Source organism: Paraburkholderia sp. RCC_158, from assembly GCF_041355255.1.
In the GTDB taxonomy this organism is placed as follows: Bacteria; Pseudomonadota; Gammaproteobacteria; order Burkholderiales; family Burkholderiaceae; genus Paraburkholderia; species Paraburkholderia graminis.
On the sequence record NZ_JBFUPM010000009.1, the window covers coordinates 282,883 to 299,354 of the forward strand.

Annotated in this window: 11 protein-coding genes; 9 read left to right on the plus strand and 2 right to left on the minus strand. The window is 55.1% G+C overall.

Features of this window, described 5'->3' with window-relative positions; translation table 11 throughout:
* Positions 1-385: 385 nt before the first annotated feature.
* The 9 genes from AB6809_RS19880 (at position 386) to AB6809_RS19920 (ending at position 13,416) form a co-directional block, all read left to right on the plus strand.
* On the plus strand, positions 386-1,084 hold the full coding sequence (locus AB6809_RS19880; RefSeq protein WP_371027035.1) for a TnsA endonuclease N-terminal domain-containing protein: 699 nt from the start codon (positions 386-388) through the stop codon (positions 1,082-1,084).
* Positions 1,065-3,053 carry a Mu transposase C-terminal domain-containing protein gene (locus AB6809_RS19885; RefSeq protein ID WP_371027036.1) on the plus strand — a complete coding sequence of 663 codons (1,989 nt, stop codon included), beginning with the start codon at positions 1,065-1,067 and terminating at the stop codon, positions 3,051-3,053. The genes AB6809_RS19880 and AB6809_RS19885 overlap by 20 nt, the downstream gene beginning before the upstream one ends.
* Positions 3,050-4,030, plus strand: a complete 981-nt coding sequence (locus tag AB6809_RS19890) for a TniB family NTP-binding protein (RefSeq protein WP_371027038.1) — start codon at positions 3,050-3,052, stop codon at positions 4,028-4,030. Before AB6809_RS19885 ends, AB6809_RS19890 begins: the two co-directional genes overlap by 4 nt.
* 637 nt (positions 4,031-4,667) lie before the next feature.
* The gene (locus AB6809_RS19895) at positions 4,668-5,951 is read left to right on the plus strand and encodes a hypothetical protein (protein ID WP_371027039.1); all 1,284 of its coding nucleotides are present in this window, start codon (positions 4,668-4,670) and stop codon (positions 5,949-5,951) included.
* The gene (locus tag AB6809_RS19900) at positions 5,948-6,418 is read left to right on the plus strand and encodes a hypothetical protein (RefSeq protein WP_371027040.1); all 471 of its coding nucleotides are present in this window, start codon (positions 5,948-5,950) and stop codon (positions 6,416-6,418) included. Before AB6809_RS19895 ends, AB6809_RS19900 begins: the two co-directional genes overlap by 4 nt.
* Before the next feature lie 992 nt (positions 6,419-7,410).
* Complete coding sequence (locus AB6809_RS19905; RefSeq protein ID WP_371027041.1) at positions 7,411-9,291, plus strand: ATP-dependent endonuclease; 1,881 nt, start codon at positions 7,411-7,413, stop codon at positions 9,289-9,291.
* A gap of 2 nt (positions 9,292-9,293) precedes the next feature.
* Positions 9,294-10,703 carry a DUF2130 domain-containing protein gene (locus AB6809_RS19910; protein ID WP_371027042.1) on the plus strand — a complete coding sequence of 470 codons (1,410 nt, stop codon included), beginning with the start codon at positions 9,294-9,296 and terminating at the stop codon, positions 10,701-10,703.
* Positions 10,704-10,963: 260 nt separating this feature from the next.
* The gene (locus tag AB6809_RS19915) at positions 10,964-11,689 is read left to right on the plus strand and encodes a hypothetical protein (RefSeq protein ID WP_371027043.1); all 726 of its coding nucleotides are present in this window, start codon (positions 10,964-10,966) and stop codon (positions 11,687-11,689) included.
* Positions 11,690-11,727: 38 nt separating this feature from the next.
* Positions 11,728-13,416 (plus strand): hypothetical protein, encoded by a 1,689-nt coding sequence (locus tag AB6809_RS19920; protein ID WP_371027044.1) that lies wholly within the window; start codon positions 11,728-11,730, stop codon positions 13,414-13,416.
* A gap of 135 nt (positions 13,417-13,551) precedes the next feature.
* On the opposite strand, the gene AB6809_RS19925 is transcribed toward AB6809_RS19920, so the two are convergent.
* Positions 13,552-14,337, minus strand: coding sequence for a hypothetical protein (locus AB6809_RS19925; protein ID WP_371027045.1), 786 nt, complete (start codon positions 14,335-14,337; stop codon positions 13,552-13,554).
* A gap of 494 nt (positions 14,338-14,831) precedes the next feature.
* Positions 14,832-16,334 (minus strand): OmpA family protein, encoded by a 1,503-nt coding sequence (locus tag AB6809_RS19930; protein ID WP_371027046.1) that lies wholly within the window; start codon positions 16,332-16,334, stop codon positions 14,832-14,834.
* Between the last annotated feature and the right edge of the window lie 138 nt (positions 16,335-16,472).

Here is a 16,472-nt window from a genome sequence, read left to right on the forward strand (position 1 = left end):
AAGCAAAATTATCTATATATTTCAATGCGTCGAGAGTGCTGGTTAGTGCGGCTAGTTCGGACTAGAAAAATACTGCAATAATCATTGACCGCGCGCCGACATTCAATAAAATAACGTCTTTGCTGGGAAAAGATGCTAATTTAAAGCAGGACTGTGCTCGCCCGATGAATTTGCGGCGAACAAAAAATGGAGGAAAGAATGTAAAAACGGAGCAAACCCCTTTATTAGAAGCTTGCCCCGCTAGTGGGAGCTGGCGCTACCCGATCTGGACAATCGAAGTATCGTCAATCCCCCGCCTGCGGTCAAGTTTTTGCGCCCAATTTTTTCTGATCTCGCAAGTCGAGAGGGTTTAATGCGCCCTTTTAATTTGCAAGCGGAGCGAATCATGCAGAACAAACCGCATGCCGCCGTCAGGCCGACGGCTAGGCAGGGGATTCATCACGTCCCCGCACGACAAGTCGTCCGGCCTACCGGTGGGATTTTCCGCGGCCGTTTTCCTTCCCAAAAGTCAGGCAGAACAGTGGCGTTCGAGTCATTGATCGAGCGTGACGCATTGCTTCTCTTCGAGTTCTCTCGCGGAGTCGTCAGTTATCGCGAACAACCCTACTCGATTTATTACTCGTTCGAAGAAAAAACGCGGAAGTACACACCGGACTTTGAACTTACTCTGGCCAGCGGCGCTGTACTCCTCATTGAGGTCAAACCAGAAGAAAAAGCGCTTGCGCCAGACGAAGAAAGACGGCTCCGGCGTATTGGGGAACATTTTTCCCAGCTTGGCGTACCTTTTCGGGTCTTGACGGACAGTCAGATTCGTGACGGCGCACTCCTGCCTAACCTGAACACATTATTCCCCTATCTAGGCAAACCGTTGTCCGGCCTGCAACGAAGACTGGCTGTCGCACCGCTGCTTGATGAGCAAATGCTTACCGTTGGACGCGCGAGCGCTCGTCTCGGTTCTACCGCGGCAGTTTGGCAATTCCTTGCTCAAGATCTGCTGACCTGCGATCTGCGTCAGCCATTGCGTGAATCGACCGCCTTGTTCGTTCAAATCCGCGAGCCGAACGATGAAGAACTATATTTTTAAAGTTGGGGTGTCCGTCGTAGTGGATGGTCAAGATCATAGGCTCGTGCAGCTCACGGCCGACGGACTAGCACACCTGACAGCGGCGTCCACCGGTGCCATAACAGTGACGTCAACTACCGAGTTGCAGAAGCAATATCAATCTGGCCGGCTCCGCTTTCTGAACGAGGCAACGAATATCGGCGATCCAGCGCAGTCACGACTCGGGCGTCCGCTATCAACCTTCCCTGACCGCGTCCGAGGAAAGGCTCTCCGAAAAAAGAAGTACCTGGACATGCTGCTCGCTCGAGGGCCGCTAGTCTCGACGCCGGCTGTACTTGCCCCGTTAATTCAAGAATGCGCGCAGGAGCTGAACGACCCTCATCCGCCAAGCCCTATTAGCGTATACAGATGGGCCCGTAGTGTCTCGCGCGCAGGTGGTGACAACCGCGCTTTGATCGATCGGTTCGATCGTCGAGGACGCGGGAGCAGGTTACCTCTTTCGAGCCTGAATTTGCTGCAACAGTCGATCGACTCTGTCTACATGACGCGAGAGCGTGCTTCCGCGAACGATGTTTACGCTGACCTTCGCTACCGGATAGATCGCGAGAATGAATTTCGAAGCGAGAGCGAGAAAGTTCCAATGCCGAGCCTTTCCACGGTACATCGTGCGGTCCGTTCACTGGACGCATACGATGTATCCGTGCATCGACGCGGCAAGCGCGTCGCGAATATTGATTTCCGCACAAGTGGCGCTGGCGTTCATGTTGAACAGATTCTCGAGCGTGTCGAAATTGACCACTCGCCATTAGACCTATTTGTAATCGACGAAAGGACGAGCCTACCTTTGGGCCGTCCGACGGTGACAGTTGCACTTGATCGGTATTCGAGGATGCCGGTCGGTATGCACGTTGGATTTCAAGGGCCTTCGGTTCACGCTGTACTGCGGTGCCTGAGGCACGCCATAGTCCCGAAAGCGGACCTACGTGACCGCTATCCCGATCTTCAGCACGACTGGCCGTGCCATGGGAAAATTCGGGAGCTTGTCTGCGATAACGGGTTGGAATTTCACAGCGAAGAGCTTAAAAGGGTTGCGTTCGAGCTGGGAATGATCGTGACGTTTTGCCCAAAACGCCAGCCTTGGTTCAAAGGCGCCGTTGAACGTTTCCTAAAGACGTTAAATTTTCAGTTTGCGCACGCGTTGCCCGGAACGAGTTTCGCTCGATGGTTTCATCGGGAGGATTACGATCCGCAGCAGCAGGCATTGATCACTTACGATCAGCTGCTACATGTTCTTACTCGCTGGATTGTTGACGTCTACGCCCATTCCCTCCATCGGGGAATCAAAACTACGCCGCACGAGAAATGGGTTACAGGTGCCGCGCGCTTTCCGCCTGTCCTCCCATCAAGCATCGAAGACATCGATATCAGGATCGGCGAAACGCATACCCGAACTTTGTCTCACCAAGGCATTGAACTCGACAATTTGCGCTACAACGATCCTGTGCTTCTGCAGATCCGCGGGAAACACGGCCCTCGAATCAAGGTTGATGTCATCTCATACTTCGATGATATTTCTCGCATTGCCGTCATCGATCCGGACACCAAGATCCCTTTCATTGTGTCGGCTCTTGATCAGGATTACGCAAACGGCCTAACGCGGGAACAACACCGTTTGCTTTGTGCTCGGGCACGCGAAACCGGAAAGGGGCTGGTTGACCAAAGCGCTCTTGCGCAGGCGAAGAGTGAAATAAGGGCACTGGTCTCTGAGTTTGCCCTGAGCAAATCACAACGGAAGCGGCAAAGGAGCGCCGCATGGCGGGGTATAGGAACGGAGGCGGCGGACATATTTGCCGCTCCGACTGAGAAGGCAGCCCGCACAAAACCGGAGACTCAAAGCAACAAGCTGTCTCCCGCCGTACCTGTGTCCGAGTTACCAAAGCTTACCGGGCTGTTGCTTGAAGGATCTCCGAACGGCAAGGTGCGGCCATGATTGAGCGACCGTTTGACGATGACGACTACGCCCGAGTGAGGGAAGTAGAGCGCATTCTTATCCCACATCGGCAGTTTGCGGCAGTAGTTGAGCGCTTGCAGCACGTCCTTGACTTGTCTCGAAATGGGGCTGATCCACGTCATACGTTTCTCGTCGGCGAGTCCGGCACGGGAAAGACATGGATAGCGCGCTATATCCGATCGATATTGCCAGAATCAGAAAGTGACGGTGTCCGCATCAAGCCGGTTCTTGTCCTCGAAACGCCAACGTCGCCGACGTTGAAGAGCTTAGCGCAGGCAATGCTTGTTGCGCTCGGTGACCCACTGGCGAGCCTTGGCACCGCTGAAGTGAAGAGGCTACGGGCACTCACGCTGATGCGTCAGTGTCAGGTGCAGATGCTCATCGTCGATGAGCTTCAACATTTCCTCGATCATGGCTCTCACAATTCGCCGCAATCGGTGGCAGATTGGCTCAAAAATTTTGTAGAAGATGCGCGGATACCGTGCCTGCTAATGGGTCTACCACGATCGACAGCGATTCTCGCGTTGAACGAGCAACTCCGGCGCCGATTCTCGGCTCGTATAGAGCTTTTGCCGTTTTCAATTGAGCGCGAAAGCGAAGAGCTTGAGTTCCGAACAATACTGAACACCTTGGATGAAATGCTTCCTTGTCAGCGCCGCTCAGCGTTTGCTGAGCCTGAAACCGCGCGCCGGATTTATATGGCGACCAACGGCCTTATCGGATATGTCAGGCGGCTTACCACGGGGGCCTTCGAGTTGATGGTGGCTGCGAAGGAGCCATGTATCGACAGATCCTTGCTACAAAAGGCATTCGTTCAGGAGATCTGGGACGGAGGCCTCGACGAGCTAAATCCGTTCCATAGGAAATTTTCCTTTCGTCGTTTAGATCAACCCGGCGAACCTTTCGCGCCAACGAGTCGTCGCGGGGAAACCCGTGGGGCGCGACGCCGGAATTGAAGGAGCAGTCGTGACCACGACGTTGATTAACTTGCCGGAGCCTCGTCCATTCGAGAGCGTCCAGGGCTTTCTTCTGCGATTGGCGGAAGCTAACGCTTGTCCTACCGTCGAATGGTTGCAGCTTGTTGACGGTCTCGACGCACATCTTCGCGCTCTCGTGGGTACATCCATTTATGGATTCGTACCAAAATGGCTCGGCATATTCGAAGCGCCCGCGGTAGTGCCGCAGGCGTTTGAACAAAAGTTTTGTCTTGGCTGGCGAGCGAGATGCTGTGTAGCTTGCTTGCTGGCAACGCCGCACTGGCGGGCGATATGGGAGCATCGACTGTACGTCGCTTGCCACGTACACGGTTTGGAGCTGGTTGATACGTGCTCCGCATGCGGAAGCCAACTTTGTTGGAGGCGAGCGTCAATAATGAGATGCCGCTGCGGGAGTGAGATTGCGTCGTGGAATCAAGTCGAAGCGAGTCGCGCTTGCGTCGACTCCGCTCAGCATATTTGGCGCGCGTTCGTGAGAGCAGCCAGTGTCCGGCAAGACGGCGACAGGCCACAAGTTAGTGCGATCGCTGATCTCAGCTTGCCCTCCATTGCGTTATTGATTTGTCATCTTGGAGCGACGACGGATACGACGGCATACATGCTGTCACCCAAAACGTGGCGTAGCCTCACGTTACCGGATACTTCCCGACTGATATCTGCTGCCTATTCACGTTTAACCGACTGGCCGCTGAAGTTTCACGAATTCCTGCGCGAGGAAGAGCGATCAACTGAAGATACCGCCGCAACGTCACCTCGCCTGCACCGACTGCAAAAATTCTTGTTTCGCGACCTCCCGCCAGATTTGAACTTCCTTCTCGACGGATATCGTGGATACATGCGTGACGAGTCTATGAACATTCTGGACCGGCGTCGCGGTTGGGCAACTGACAACGACATTCAATCGCAGGTGTATGTCGCGGCAGCTGCTGCCGCTCGTCAGCTTGGAATCCGAACTGCGACGCTTCACGCGTTGGCCACACGGGTGGGTGTCACGGAGATCAGAAAGTCAGAGGGCATCCGACGGCACTTCACCTTAATCAAACGGACCGCTCTGTCGTCACTGAAGAAAGAACTCTCGGATGAAATCAGCCTTCGGAAGATGAGCTTACTCCTTGGAATGTCGACATCGCGGGTAGAACAACTTGCTGATGCGGGTTTGCTGAAGCGAAGGACCGTGACGCACGGACTGGTCTCGACATCGCTTTTCAGGGGTAGTGAGGCGCGCGAGTTGATCGACAGCCTCAAAGGTCGCGGCCGCGTTGTGAAGCATTCAGACCGAGAGATCTCATTTGCCGAGATCAGCAAATACTTTTTGTCGCAACGAGCGGAATTTGTAGCTCTTATTCGCGCAGTGCAGGAGCAGCGTATTAACGTGAGGCGTTGGGACGAGACTGCTCGAGGCATTGCCGGTGCGATTTTTTGGCGTGGGGAGTTTCTCAGTTGGCATCGGCAACAATGTTGCGTTGGCGGCATGACCGTTCCAGAAGCGGCTGCTCATCTTCATGTCAAACAGGAAGTCGCGTACCACTTAGTAAAGTCGGGGCTATTGAAAGGACGTGCTGCCGTTCGTGGTCGACGATCTGTGACTCTGATCACGTCGGACGCCCTATCGGACTTCGAACAGCGCTACGTTTTCTCGGTCGAGCTTGCTGCGGCTATGTCGCTGTCGGTCGGGAAGGTTGTAGCAGTTCTGTCTGGTCTCGGGGTGTCGCCGATTTGCGGGCCGCAAACAGACCGCAGCCGCCAAAACGTCTTTTGTCGTACTGATGTCGAGCTTGTTTCAGAAGCGCTTAAGGCTTCTGCTAGCGGCCGCGCGGAAGACGGCAATCGAGAGTGTCAGATCGGGGCCGTGGACCTGCAAACGGTAGGAGAGAGAGTGTGAGCACATTGCACCCGTGGGAGCGCAGGATCTTCATCGACACGGAATTTACGGATATTGAAGCGCCGTGCTTGATAAGCCTAGCCATGGTCGCTGAGGACGGGCCTGAGTTCTATGCGGAGCAAGCTCACGTGGACAAGAACACTTGCAACGCCTTTGTGCAAAACAGTGTGTTGCCTTTGCTAGGCGCGGATCCGACGCGAGTGATGGAGCGAGGAGCTTTGCGCGAAGCGGTGCGAATCTGGATGTCAACGTTCACTGGACAAAAGCAGCGGCCGGTGATTTGTTACGACCATCCCGTTGATCTGCAATTGTTGTGGGAGCTGCTTGGCGAACGAACGACTGGGTGGAAAGTAAAGCTTATCGGTTCAAGAATTGATCCCGTCATGAAAGAGGAATATTTCCGAGTGCACGGTGGCCGTCACCACGCTCTTCATGATGCACGCGCAAACAGAGCTGCATACCGATAGCGAGTTGTGGCAGAAGACTGTGCCGAATACATCGTTCATCGGCTTCTCATAAGTCGGCCAAAGTGACGAGCACAGGAAGGTTTTAGGTGGTCCAAGGGCGAGTATAGGAATGACGAACACCTGAGAGCCGCGGCTACGGTCAAGTTCACTAAACAGCCCCCGATTCTCGCGAACGACTTCTTCGAGGCGACGAACTTGAACCCTTCTGGGCCCGGCATGGGTCGGCTGCTGCCGACGCATCAGGCGGTAGCTGGCCAGGGAAAGACGTTCAAGAGGCGCCACCAACGGTCCGCTCCGGGGCGCGTGTTGCTGATCGCGGGTAGCGCCTTCACCTGCTCAATCTGTTTTTTGGGTGCTCTGCAAAATTTTCTCTCGTAATCGGTCCATTCGTTCTGGCTTCGGCAACGAATACCGCCTACATTGAACATACGAATGATCTGGTGGCAAGTATTGCCTTTGTGACGCCGACCGCTGCCTCGACGTCGTGCAGACTTGCCGAGTGAGAAAAACGGGGGCCATATGGAAAAGCTTATCTTAGAGGCTATCGAAACGAAGCAATTGATAGAATTTTATTACCACAATCTTCGGCGAATTGCCGAACCCCATATATACGGCGTTACAAATGGAGCCAGGCAGGTTCTCGTCTATCAGACGGGGGGGCAAAGTAGCAACGGTGGACTCCCTGACTGGCGACGTTTCGACGTCAATCAGATGTCACAACTTGCGATCCTCGCTCAGACATTTCCCGGACGCCGTCCCGTCCCCTCCGGAAAGCATAGCTCCTGGGATTCGCGTATAGCCATCGTTGACTAGATCTCCGCGTACACGCGTCAACGGCTTCCACTCGCTACCAAACCGGACTGTCGTAGGTCGCCAAGTCGCGGCGTGCTCAAGGTTAACGAATGAGCCGGCGATAGACTGCTCTTTCAGGCAGCGAGTCGGTGTCAGCAACTCCGTCCTGGGCAAAAGGCACAAAAAGCTGGAATTCCCCAATGAAGATCCAATCTGTTCGCATAAAAAACTTCCGCACGTTGAAAGACGTGACGATCCCCTTCGATACTGTCACGACATTCATCGGGCCGAACGGTGCCGGCAAATCAACGGTGCTTCGTGCGCTCGAATGGTACTTTAACGGCAAACCCGGATCGCTAACGGAGAAGGACTGCTCCTTCGGGGCGACTGACGAAGACATCGAGGTTCAGGTCACATTCACGGACCTCACCGAAAAGGATCGCAATGAGCTTGGCAAGTACGCGCCGGCCGGCGTCACGACATTCACCGCGTGGAAGCGTCGCGGCAATGACGGTTCCGAAAGCCTATCTGCGAACTCGAAGAGCTACGCGCCGTTCAACGCCATCCGCGGTAAGGGATCGGCTGCCGACAAGAAGGCCGCTTACAACAATCTGCGGACCTCAGATTCGTCGCTTGGTCTCCCGGCCTGGAGCAATGTCGATGCTGCCAACCAAGCTATGACGACTTGGGAGGCTGATCACACCGACCAGCTCGTCGAAGCGCCAGAGTCCCTGCAGACCAACTTCTTCGGCTTCAACAGCGGCGGCAAGATGAGTGGCCTTTTCGACTTCGTCTTGGTCACGGCCGATCTTCGGGCGAGCGAAGAGTCGATCGACGGGAAATCGAGCATCATCGGTCGAATTCTTGAGCGATCAGTCGATCGCGCTGCTGCTGATGAGGAGATCGCGAAGATCGTCGAGGAGTCACGCGCAAAGCAGCAGAGTGTCTACGAGGAGAAGTTCAAGGCGCAACTCGAGACGATGACGACGCAACTCAACGAGGTCGTCATGTCTTACTCGCCTGGTCGGGCTGTCACGGTATCCCCGGCAGAGGTGGAACTCAAGGCCCCTCGGACCACATTCGAGGTGGCAGTGCTCGATGGCACAACCGAGACTGCGGTGGAGCGACAGGGGCATGGTTTTCAGCGCACGCTTTTGATCTCGGCGCTACAACTCCTAGCGCAGTCAGGTGCGGCGTCGGCAGAGGGTGTCATCTGCTTGGCGATCGAGGAGCCGGAACTCTTTCAGCACCCGATCCAAGCTCAGACGTTCGCGAAGGTGCTCCGGTCGCTCGCCGAGGACGCCGGTAAGCGCATCCAAGTGACCTATGCGACTCATAGCCCCTACTTCCTTGAGGCGCGACATTTCGACCAGGTCAGGCGGCTGACAAGGTCACCTGACGAGACTCCAGTGGTCACTGTCCGCCTCGCTACGGTTGATGGCGTGAAGGCCAGGCTGAACGGCGTAATGAACGCCGATACCGTTGACCGCCAGCTCGACGGCATTGTAGCGAATCAGCTTGCCGTGGCACTCTTCGCGCATCGCGCTTTCCTCGTGGAAGGCACGACAGAGTCGGCAGTCTTTTACGGCATCGGCGATAAAACCTCTCTTGGCTCGGTTGAGGCCGCTGGCGTCTCCATTGTCCCCGTGGGAGGCAAGACATCTATCCCACTCGCACATGCGATCCTGGCGTCGATTGGTATCCCGGTCTACGCGCTCTTCGATGCGGATGGCGGGTTTGAAGCGCGTGCGAAAGCCAATGGGAAGGCGCAAAAAAAAATCGATGAAGAGCGGGAAAACCATGCTAAAGCGAATCGCGCGGTGCTGAAGTATTTTGGTCGAGCTGAAGAGGACTTTCCGTCTGCAGTCGTTGCTGACGAGGTTGCGATCTTTGAGGATCACCTGGAAGCATTCCTGTCAGCAAATTGGACCGAATGGGTTACGGCCTGCAACAACCTTGAGGCTGCGGCAGGCATCAGCCTCGCGAAGAATCAACTCGCATACCGGACGGCAACACTAAAAGCCGAAGGGAATGTGCCAGAGATACTCATGCAGGTCATGGCTAAAGTGGAGGGTAAGTAATCGTGCATGAAATCATCTGCCCGCACTGCGGAAAGGCATTTAAGATCGACGAGGCCGGGTATGCGGACATTCTGAAGCAGGTTCGCGACAGCGAGTTCGAGCGGCAGTTGCACGAGCGGCTTGAACTGGCCGAGCAGGACAAGCGGAATGCCGTCGAACTTGCCACGACCAAGGTCGCCAGCGAATTGGCGAAGGCTGCCGCAGCCAAGGATGCCGAGATCCAGGACCTGAAGGCTAGGCTCGATGCCGGCGAGGTCGCGCGGAAGCTCGCCGTGACCGAGGCCCTAGGCGCAGTGGAAAAAGAGCGTGACGCGCTCGCGAACGAACTTGAGAGGGCAAAGCACGACAACGAAGCCGCTTCCAAGCTAGCCGAGGTGAGGCTCATGAGCGAACTGCAGAGCGCCGCCGTGACGAAGGACGCTGAGATCCAGGACCTGAAGGCCAAGCTCTACGCCACCGAGGTTGCGCAGAAGCTCGCCATCACCGAGGCACTCAGTGCGGTCGAGAAGGAGCGCGATGAATTGAAGAGCGGCCTCGAGCGATCGGAGCTCGAGATGCAGCTCGCAGAGAAGTCGCTCAAAGACAAGTACGAGACACAGATCAAGGATCGCGATGACGCGATCGAGCGCCTACGGGACATGAAGGCTCGCCTGTCGACCAAGATGATTGGTGAAACGCTCGAGCAGCACTGCGAGACCGAGTTCAACCGCATTCGAGCGACGGCGTTTTCGAGGGCATATTTCGAGAAGGACAACGACGCGCGGACTGGCAGCAAGGGCGACTACATCTTTCGCGACTCGGATGAGGCTGGCACCGAGATTGTTTCGATCATGTTCGAAATGAAAAACGAGAGCGATCGCACCGCCACGAAGAGCAAGAACGAGGATTTCCTGAAGGAACTCGACAAGGATCGCACCGAGAAGGGGTGCGAGTATGCGGTGCTGGTCTCCCTGCTCGAACCCGACAGTGAGCTTTACAACACTGGGATCGTCGACGTGTTTCACCGCTACCCGAAGATGTACATCGTCCGACCGCAGTTCTTTCTTCCAATCATTACGCTTCTGAGGAATGCGGCGATGAACGCGCTCAAGTACAAGTCGGAACTGGCACTTGTTAAGGCGCAGAACATAGATATCACGAACTTCGAGGCCGACCTCGAGACCTTCAAGACAGCATTCGCGAAGAACTACGATCTCGCTTCCAGGCGCTTCCAAACGGCGATCGATGAGATCGACAAGTCGATCGACCACCTACAGAAGACGAAGGACGCCCTGCTTGGCACCGATCGAAACCTTCGTCTCGCGAACGACAAGGCGCAAGACGTGACGATCAAGAAGCTGACTCGGGGCAACCCGACGATGGCGGCCAAGTTCGCCGAGCTCAAGAATCAAGATTCTTCCAATGCAGAATGAGTCAGGGAGGGACGCCAACGGCGGCGAGCCGCTGGCGTCCACATGATTAATTCGCTAAGCGTGGGCGCGAAGCGCCGTGTTCAGTTGTTATTGAATGCGCCCTCGAGGCACTTCATGACAGGGCATCCCGCAAGAGCTTCTTCTTCGATATACCCGGACCTGGCCTCGACGGCGTTCACCTCATAGTCATCAGGGACACGGAGCTGGTGCAGGACTGGCGAAATGCCCAAGATCAACCGAAAGTGTCGCGATTATCCATCATGAAATCGACCATCTTGAGTGCCGCCGAAAGCTTGCGGAGCCCTGACACCGCGGCAGAGCCAGACCCGCGCACGATGATGTTCGTTGGGCAGGCTCTTCCATCGCTGGCTGCTCACCACCGCGACATCGAGGCCATCCAGCTCACCGTCGATGTGCCGGAAGCCGCAGCCATACAGTTCGAGACGGCTCGTAACCTCTACCTCTATGCTTGGCACGTGTACCGCTTCTTCCCAGTGGCTCAAAGCCAGGCGTTATTCGCACTGGAGTTTGGGCTCAGAATGCGACTTCCCGATAGACTGCCTGAGCCGTATCAGCGTCCATGGCAGCAGCAACCGATGTTAGCTGGCCTGCTGCGTTATGCGATAGACCAGGGTTTCATTCGAAACCACGGCTTCCGTCGCTGGCATGGGGTCGCAGAAGACCGTGCGCGGCAGCGCCGATCAATGGAAATATTCCAAACCATGATCGATCAGCAACTCGAAAGCATGGCGGTCGACAAGGATGAGCCAGTCAACATCACTCCAGAAGATCAGAATTGGGATCTGGTGCAGATACTGCGAAAGAGCCTTCCCAATTTGCGGAATGAGTTGGCACATGGCTCGTCGATGTTGACGAACCAAGTGCTGGGAACCATTGAGCTGGTCGCGGAAGTCTTGTGCCAGATCTATGCGCCGGAATTGGGAGCAACGGCCTCTGACGCCAACCAAGGCCAGCAGTCCGTCTGAACGGTACAGCGTAGACCACACGCATCGGAGAAAATTTTATGGATCCGCTTTTGTCGGGCTCGCTCGACGTCGATATGCTCATGGTGTCGAAGCGCTCGGACCCGCTCACGTCCGAAAAAGTCGTCACATTGCAACACATACAGAACTACGATGTCTCGAATTTCAATGAAGCCGAGGTGCGCTCCTACATCATTGATCCGATGTTGCGAGTCTTGGGGTACGACAAAGGAACGCCCTTCTCGACCAGCCTCGAGCGCCATCTAACCTTTGTTGGACAACCGCGTCGGTCCGACTATCACGTTCACTTGTGGGACGAGAATTTTTGGTTGCTGGAAGCAAAGCGACCACAGATCGGCGTTTCCTCCTTCGGCTACGAAGACTTCTCCCAAGCGTTGGAGTACTCGGTTCACCCGAGTGTGAATGCGGCTTTGATCGTTCTATGCGATGGATTAAAGCTCGAAATCTTTGATCGTGAGGTGGACGTCGAAAACCCCATTCTGCATGTCGAGATAAAGAATCTCGTGGCGCAATTCGACAAGGTGCGAGCGATACTCGAGCCAATGCAGGTTTGGTTTTTTCAAAAACGGCGTGTCATTCGGCTGCTCGATCGCGTCTTCAACAAAGAGTTCGTCATGAATCGGGTGGAGGAATTTTCGGACCTACTGCAACGCCGACTCCGTGCTAAGCAGAACAAGGTAATTGAAAACTTTCGCAAAATGGTGAAGCCGGATTCCGACGCGCAACGAGAGAAGGCAGAGTCGGCATCGCTGGTCGAGCTCACCGAGCTCTACATGAGGTTCGATTTCCCGATACCCGTCGATAATGCGGTGAACAGGCGGCTGATAGAGCTTAGCGTGCCTGGAAGCTTCGACGTGATGTATAGGATCTTTCCTGACCACCCCAGAGCCGCCAACGACTCCTTCATGTCGCAGGCGGCTGCGTATCTAGTGGGGTTGTCTGAAAAGCGCAACACCGTGGAGTGGCTTCCGGCATGGCTGGCCCCGGGACGACAGGGAGGTGCGGAGCTGGATGCATCAGTAAAGTTTTTTTTGGATCAATGCCTTACCTACTTCAAAAACTACGAGCCGTATCGGCTCGTGCTGCTTGCGGCGAGCGCAGTCTCCCGAATCGCCAAGATCAACGTCATCTCTAATGATGCAATCCGCAAGCTGGGGACGGATCTACATGCCCTCGCACGCTTTACCCTTCCTGAGATTTCGTGGGCACAAGTGATCGCCTCGCCTGAGGGACAACTGCTCAGTCTGATCGATACGCAGGCGATTGCAGCCTTAGATGACTTCGTTTTGAAGAATAAAACGGACAGCGGAGGCTTACAGATTGAATCAGCAAAGCGTCAGCTCCGAGGCTACTGGGAATTAGAGAAGAAACTTCTTGCTGCTATCCCAAATTACAGGGTGCTTTTGGCGGAAAAACCGCTCGGAGACATGCGGTTGACGGAATGGTCATGCGTGACCTACGATAATTTGGGGCATTCAACAATCGCCAGACTGCATAGATTCCCAAAATGGAAGGACTACCTTCTTACGGAGAAGCGGGAACTTGTCGAGCAAGTTGCGTCTACCGGTTCCTGGGCCGCAAAAGAATTGCTTGGCTTTAAGATTGAAGACGAATTTCCCGCCATGAAGGAGGAACAATTGGCTGACAGATTTTTTCTAGGTGACGTCGACACATTGCGAGCAATACGCAGGGGGTATTCAGGATCTTAGAAACACGGTGATCGTTGTTGCGGACAACTCGACTGATAGCAGTGGCACAGATAGCACCCTAACGAACGCGGTTCGCAAACGTCTCTACGGCGCGTGGCTGACACGCCCACGCACACTGTTCGCCTTCGTCTTCCGTCAGACCTTCATTTTCTTCGCGCTTAGAGTCCGATGGACCAATCTGTGACAGTTGGCGCAGAGGCATTGGAGGTCATCAAGGGTGGTTCTGTGGCCTTCGGTCATTTCGCTCACGTAAGTGGCGAAATGATGAACTTCGATACAGGCCTCGGCTTCTTCGGCCTTGTAATGCGCTACCGGATCTAGGCCACACCGCTCACAATAAAGCCGCCCGTGTGTTCGACGAAATTGCGCCTTCTTTGCCTTTGCCAGGCCAGGAGCGCGTTCACGCTTCAAGTGAGATTTCAGCGTTGCACCGCCCTCACGCCATTCCCGGTCGATGTAAGTGTCGTGATCGGGAGATTCACACGCCTCGTCCTTCGGCACAATCTGATAACCGGCGTCTTGCAGCAGCTCGAAACACAATCCCCCGGCGGTAAAGTGTCTCGGTCCGATCGGAGCGCCATCGAGCGCCATCGAAAGGGCGAGTCCAAAGACGGCTTTGGGTCGAAGTCGACGGCCATCGTCAGCGATCAGGTCATAGTCGGTCGACGGGCCAAAGGAATCGTCTGTTATTTTGCCATCGATGAATTGCTGAACCGCTCGACAGATATACTCAGGTGTTGCTCGGCGCAGCACCTCGGCGGGTAGTCTTTCCATGCTTCGGAGGTCTCCTTCTGTTGCTACACCTCCGAGCCGGTTGGCCAGATCCTCGCTGGATCCGTCGAAACCGGTCGCGATTCGAATGCGCTTTGTCGAATTGCCTCCCTTCGCATATGAGTTTGTATCGCTGCGAATGTCTTTCATGCGACTGCTCAAAAGGCTGCAGATTTGCTCCGGCGACAGGCTACCTTCGGATTTGCTCAGAATGGATCGCGCGCTGAGAGGTAGCGACTGGACGGTGGTGCTATCGACCCATGCGCCAAGTATGGGTATTGCGGCTTGAGAAAGCCTTCTAGTCAGCAAGAGCAGAGCTTTCGCATAGTCTGCATTTACCGCCCCACGCCGTCCCTTTGCTCCGCCTCGGCTGTGCAGGATGACGTCTGCTTGATCCACAGAGAAGCGAGCATCCAGTCGGGAGCCGTCTTCGTTAATCGCTTGGAGTATCCTCGGCAATTTAGCTCTCCCTGTACAAACCTATTCAAGATTCGAAGAATTGCATCAGCTTCGCGTATTCGAGTTCGTCGCTTTCGCTCGCTAGGATTGAGCCGAACAGGTCGAAAGCGACTTCGGATTCTGCCGCCCGGCGAACTCCCAATCAATGCTCGTCGCCGCCACCGCTGGATCGTCGCGCGTTGCCTCTACTGCGGTTTATCGTTGCGCCGCATGACACCCGAGGCATACGTGACGCGGATCTCGACACGACGATTAGGTGCATTGCACTGCTCAGCCTCGTAGGGGGTCGTTGCCGACCCGATTGGACAGTTCACCTTCGGTTCACGACTGCCGGCCCCTTCGGATGTGATTTTTAGTCCCGGCACCTTTATCAGTTCGCGGAGTGCTTCAGCCACGGCAGCCGCACGCCTCTCCGAAAGCCGCTGGTTGTCACCAACGTCACGCTCCATCTGACCGCTGATACGACGTGAATCACTGTGGCCCCGCACGATAATACGTACGGGTTGACCATCGGTTTGTATCGAAGACACGAGTGCCTTGAGCCTAGCGTTCGCCTCGGGTGTGAGTTCGTACCTTGCCGACCCAAATAACATATCGCTCGGCAAGTCGAAGCAGGGATTCAGCGGCGGTCTTGCTTCGATGACATGTACCGAACTGGCATCGAGTCTGAGCGTTGCTTGCTGCAATGGTTTGGGGTCGGGGCCAAACCATCCCGGCTTCACCGGATTGTTGACCGAAAACGAAAGGTAAGTAGTGTTCCCGATACTCGTCCAAAGCACATCGGCATGGTGAATGAGAAGCCTCCCATTGCTTGAACGATGACAGTCCAGAAGTGGTCGCCTCAGAGCGTCGGAGACTCGTTCCACCGAATCCAGCTCGGAGGCTGGAACCTCAACACTGACATTCGGGATTCGGATGCCGAGCTGCTGAAACACCAGATAGATGAGCCCCGTAGCACCACCAAACGGAAGCAACAGCAACAGCGGGAATACGAGTGCGAGAAACAGGCGAAACCGCCAAGAAGTCCACCGTCCCTTCTTCGCTGAAGTTGCACGGGTTTTTCCCGCATTCACATTGGAGAACATGAGTGCGACGAACCCGCCAAAGAAAATGCCGATCAAGAGTCCTCTGAAGGAACTGGTCTTTGCCACCACCACAAGCAAGAGGAGAACAGCGCAGAGCCCAACGGACACCAACGTATAGACATATCCCCTTAGGTCGGGATGCAGGACATGGGGAATTCGTCTCGAAGCACGTGTTACCCGAAATCTGACGCGATGAATTTGGCATGCGAGCGGTTTTACGGGGAAGTTCCATGCCTTCGATCGCGCTTTACCCCGCCGCCTTTTGAAAGCCAAGGTGTCGCGCAGCCGCTCTAGCAAGTGGACCAACCAAATCGCCGACACGGCACCGTAGCACAGTAGGAATAGGTAGAGAACGCCAAATCCCATTGCCACAAATACGAAAAATATTACCTCTGCGGCCGTCAAGCCGGTCGGGAAGAATCCTATTTCGAACAAATATGCAAAGACGATGATTGCCCCGATCGACGCGGACATCTTGTAAAACAGCGAGGCAGCGGCGCTATAGAGTTCCGCTCTTTCCTTCGGGGATGGTTTTTCGCCTTTCGTTTTTGGTCTGATTTTGAAGGCCCCGTTGATGCCAAATTTTCGTTTTGTGCGTCGCATGTAATTCAGTTATTTTTAGCGGCAGATTGAAAGCATATCACCTGCGATGCCGGCGCCTTGGTGCGTATTTCGGATGAAGGTGACCGGCCGTTTCGGGATCGTGACCGGCGATTTCGGCAACGTGACCGGCCGTTTCGG

Bases quoted from the DNA above. Each gene is read 5' to 3' on its own strand.
- AB6809_RS19880 (WP_371027035.1), top strand. From the start codon at position 386: ATGCAGAACAAACCGCATGCCGCCGTCAGGCCGACGGCTAGGCAGGGG.
- AB6809_RS19885 (WP_371027036.1), top strand. From the start codon at position 1,065: ATGAAGAACTATATTTTTAAAGTTGGGGTGTCCGTCGTAGTGGATGGT.
- AB6809_RS19890 (WP_371027038.1), top strand. From the start codon at position 3,050: ATGATTGAGCGACCGTTTGACGATGACGACTACGCCCGAGTGAGGGAA.
- AB6809_RS19895 (WP_371027039.1), top strand. From the start codon at position 4,668: ATGCTGTCACCCAAAACGTGGCGTAGCCTCACGTTACCGGATACTTCC.
- AB6809_RS19905 (WP_371027041.1), top strand. From the start codon at position 7,411: ATGAAGATCCAATCTGTTCGCATAAAAAACTTCCGCACGTTGAAAGAC.
- AB6809_RS19915 (WP_371027043.1), top strand. From the start codon at position 10,964: ATGAAATCGACCATCTTGAGTGCCGCCGAAAGCTTGCGGAGCCCTGAC.
- AB6809_RS19920 (WP_371027044.1), top strand. From the start codon at position 11,728: ATGGATCCGCTTTTGTCGGGCTCGCTCGACGTCGATATGCTCATGGTG.
- AB6809_RS19925 (WP_371027045.1), bottom strand. From the start codon at position 14,337: ATGAAAGACATTCGCAGCGATACAAACTCATATGCGAAGGGAGGCAAT.
- AB6809_RS19930 (WP_371027046.1), bottom strand. From the start codon at position 16,334: ATGCGACGCACAAAACGAAAATTTGGCATCAACGGGGCCTTCAAAATC.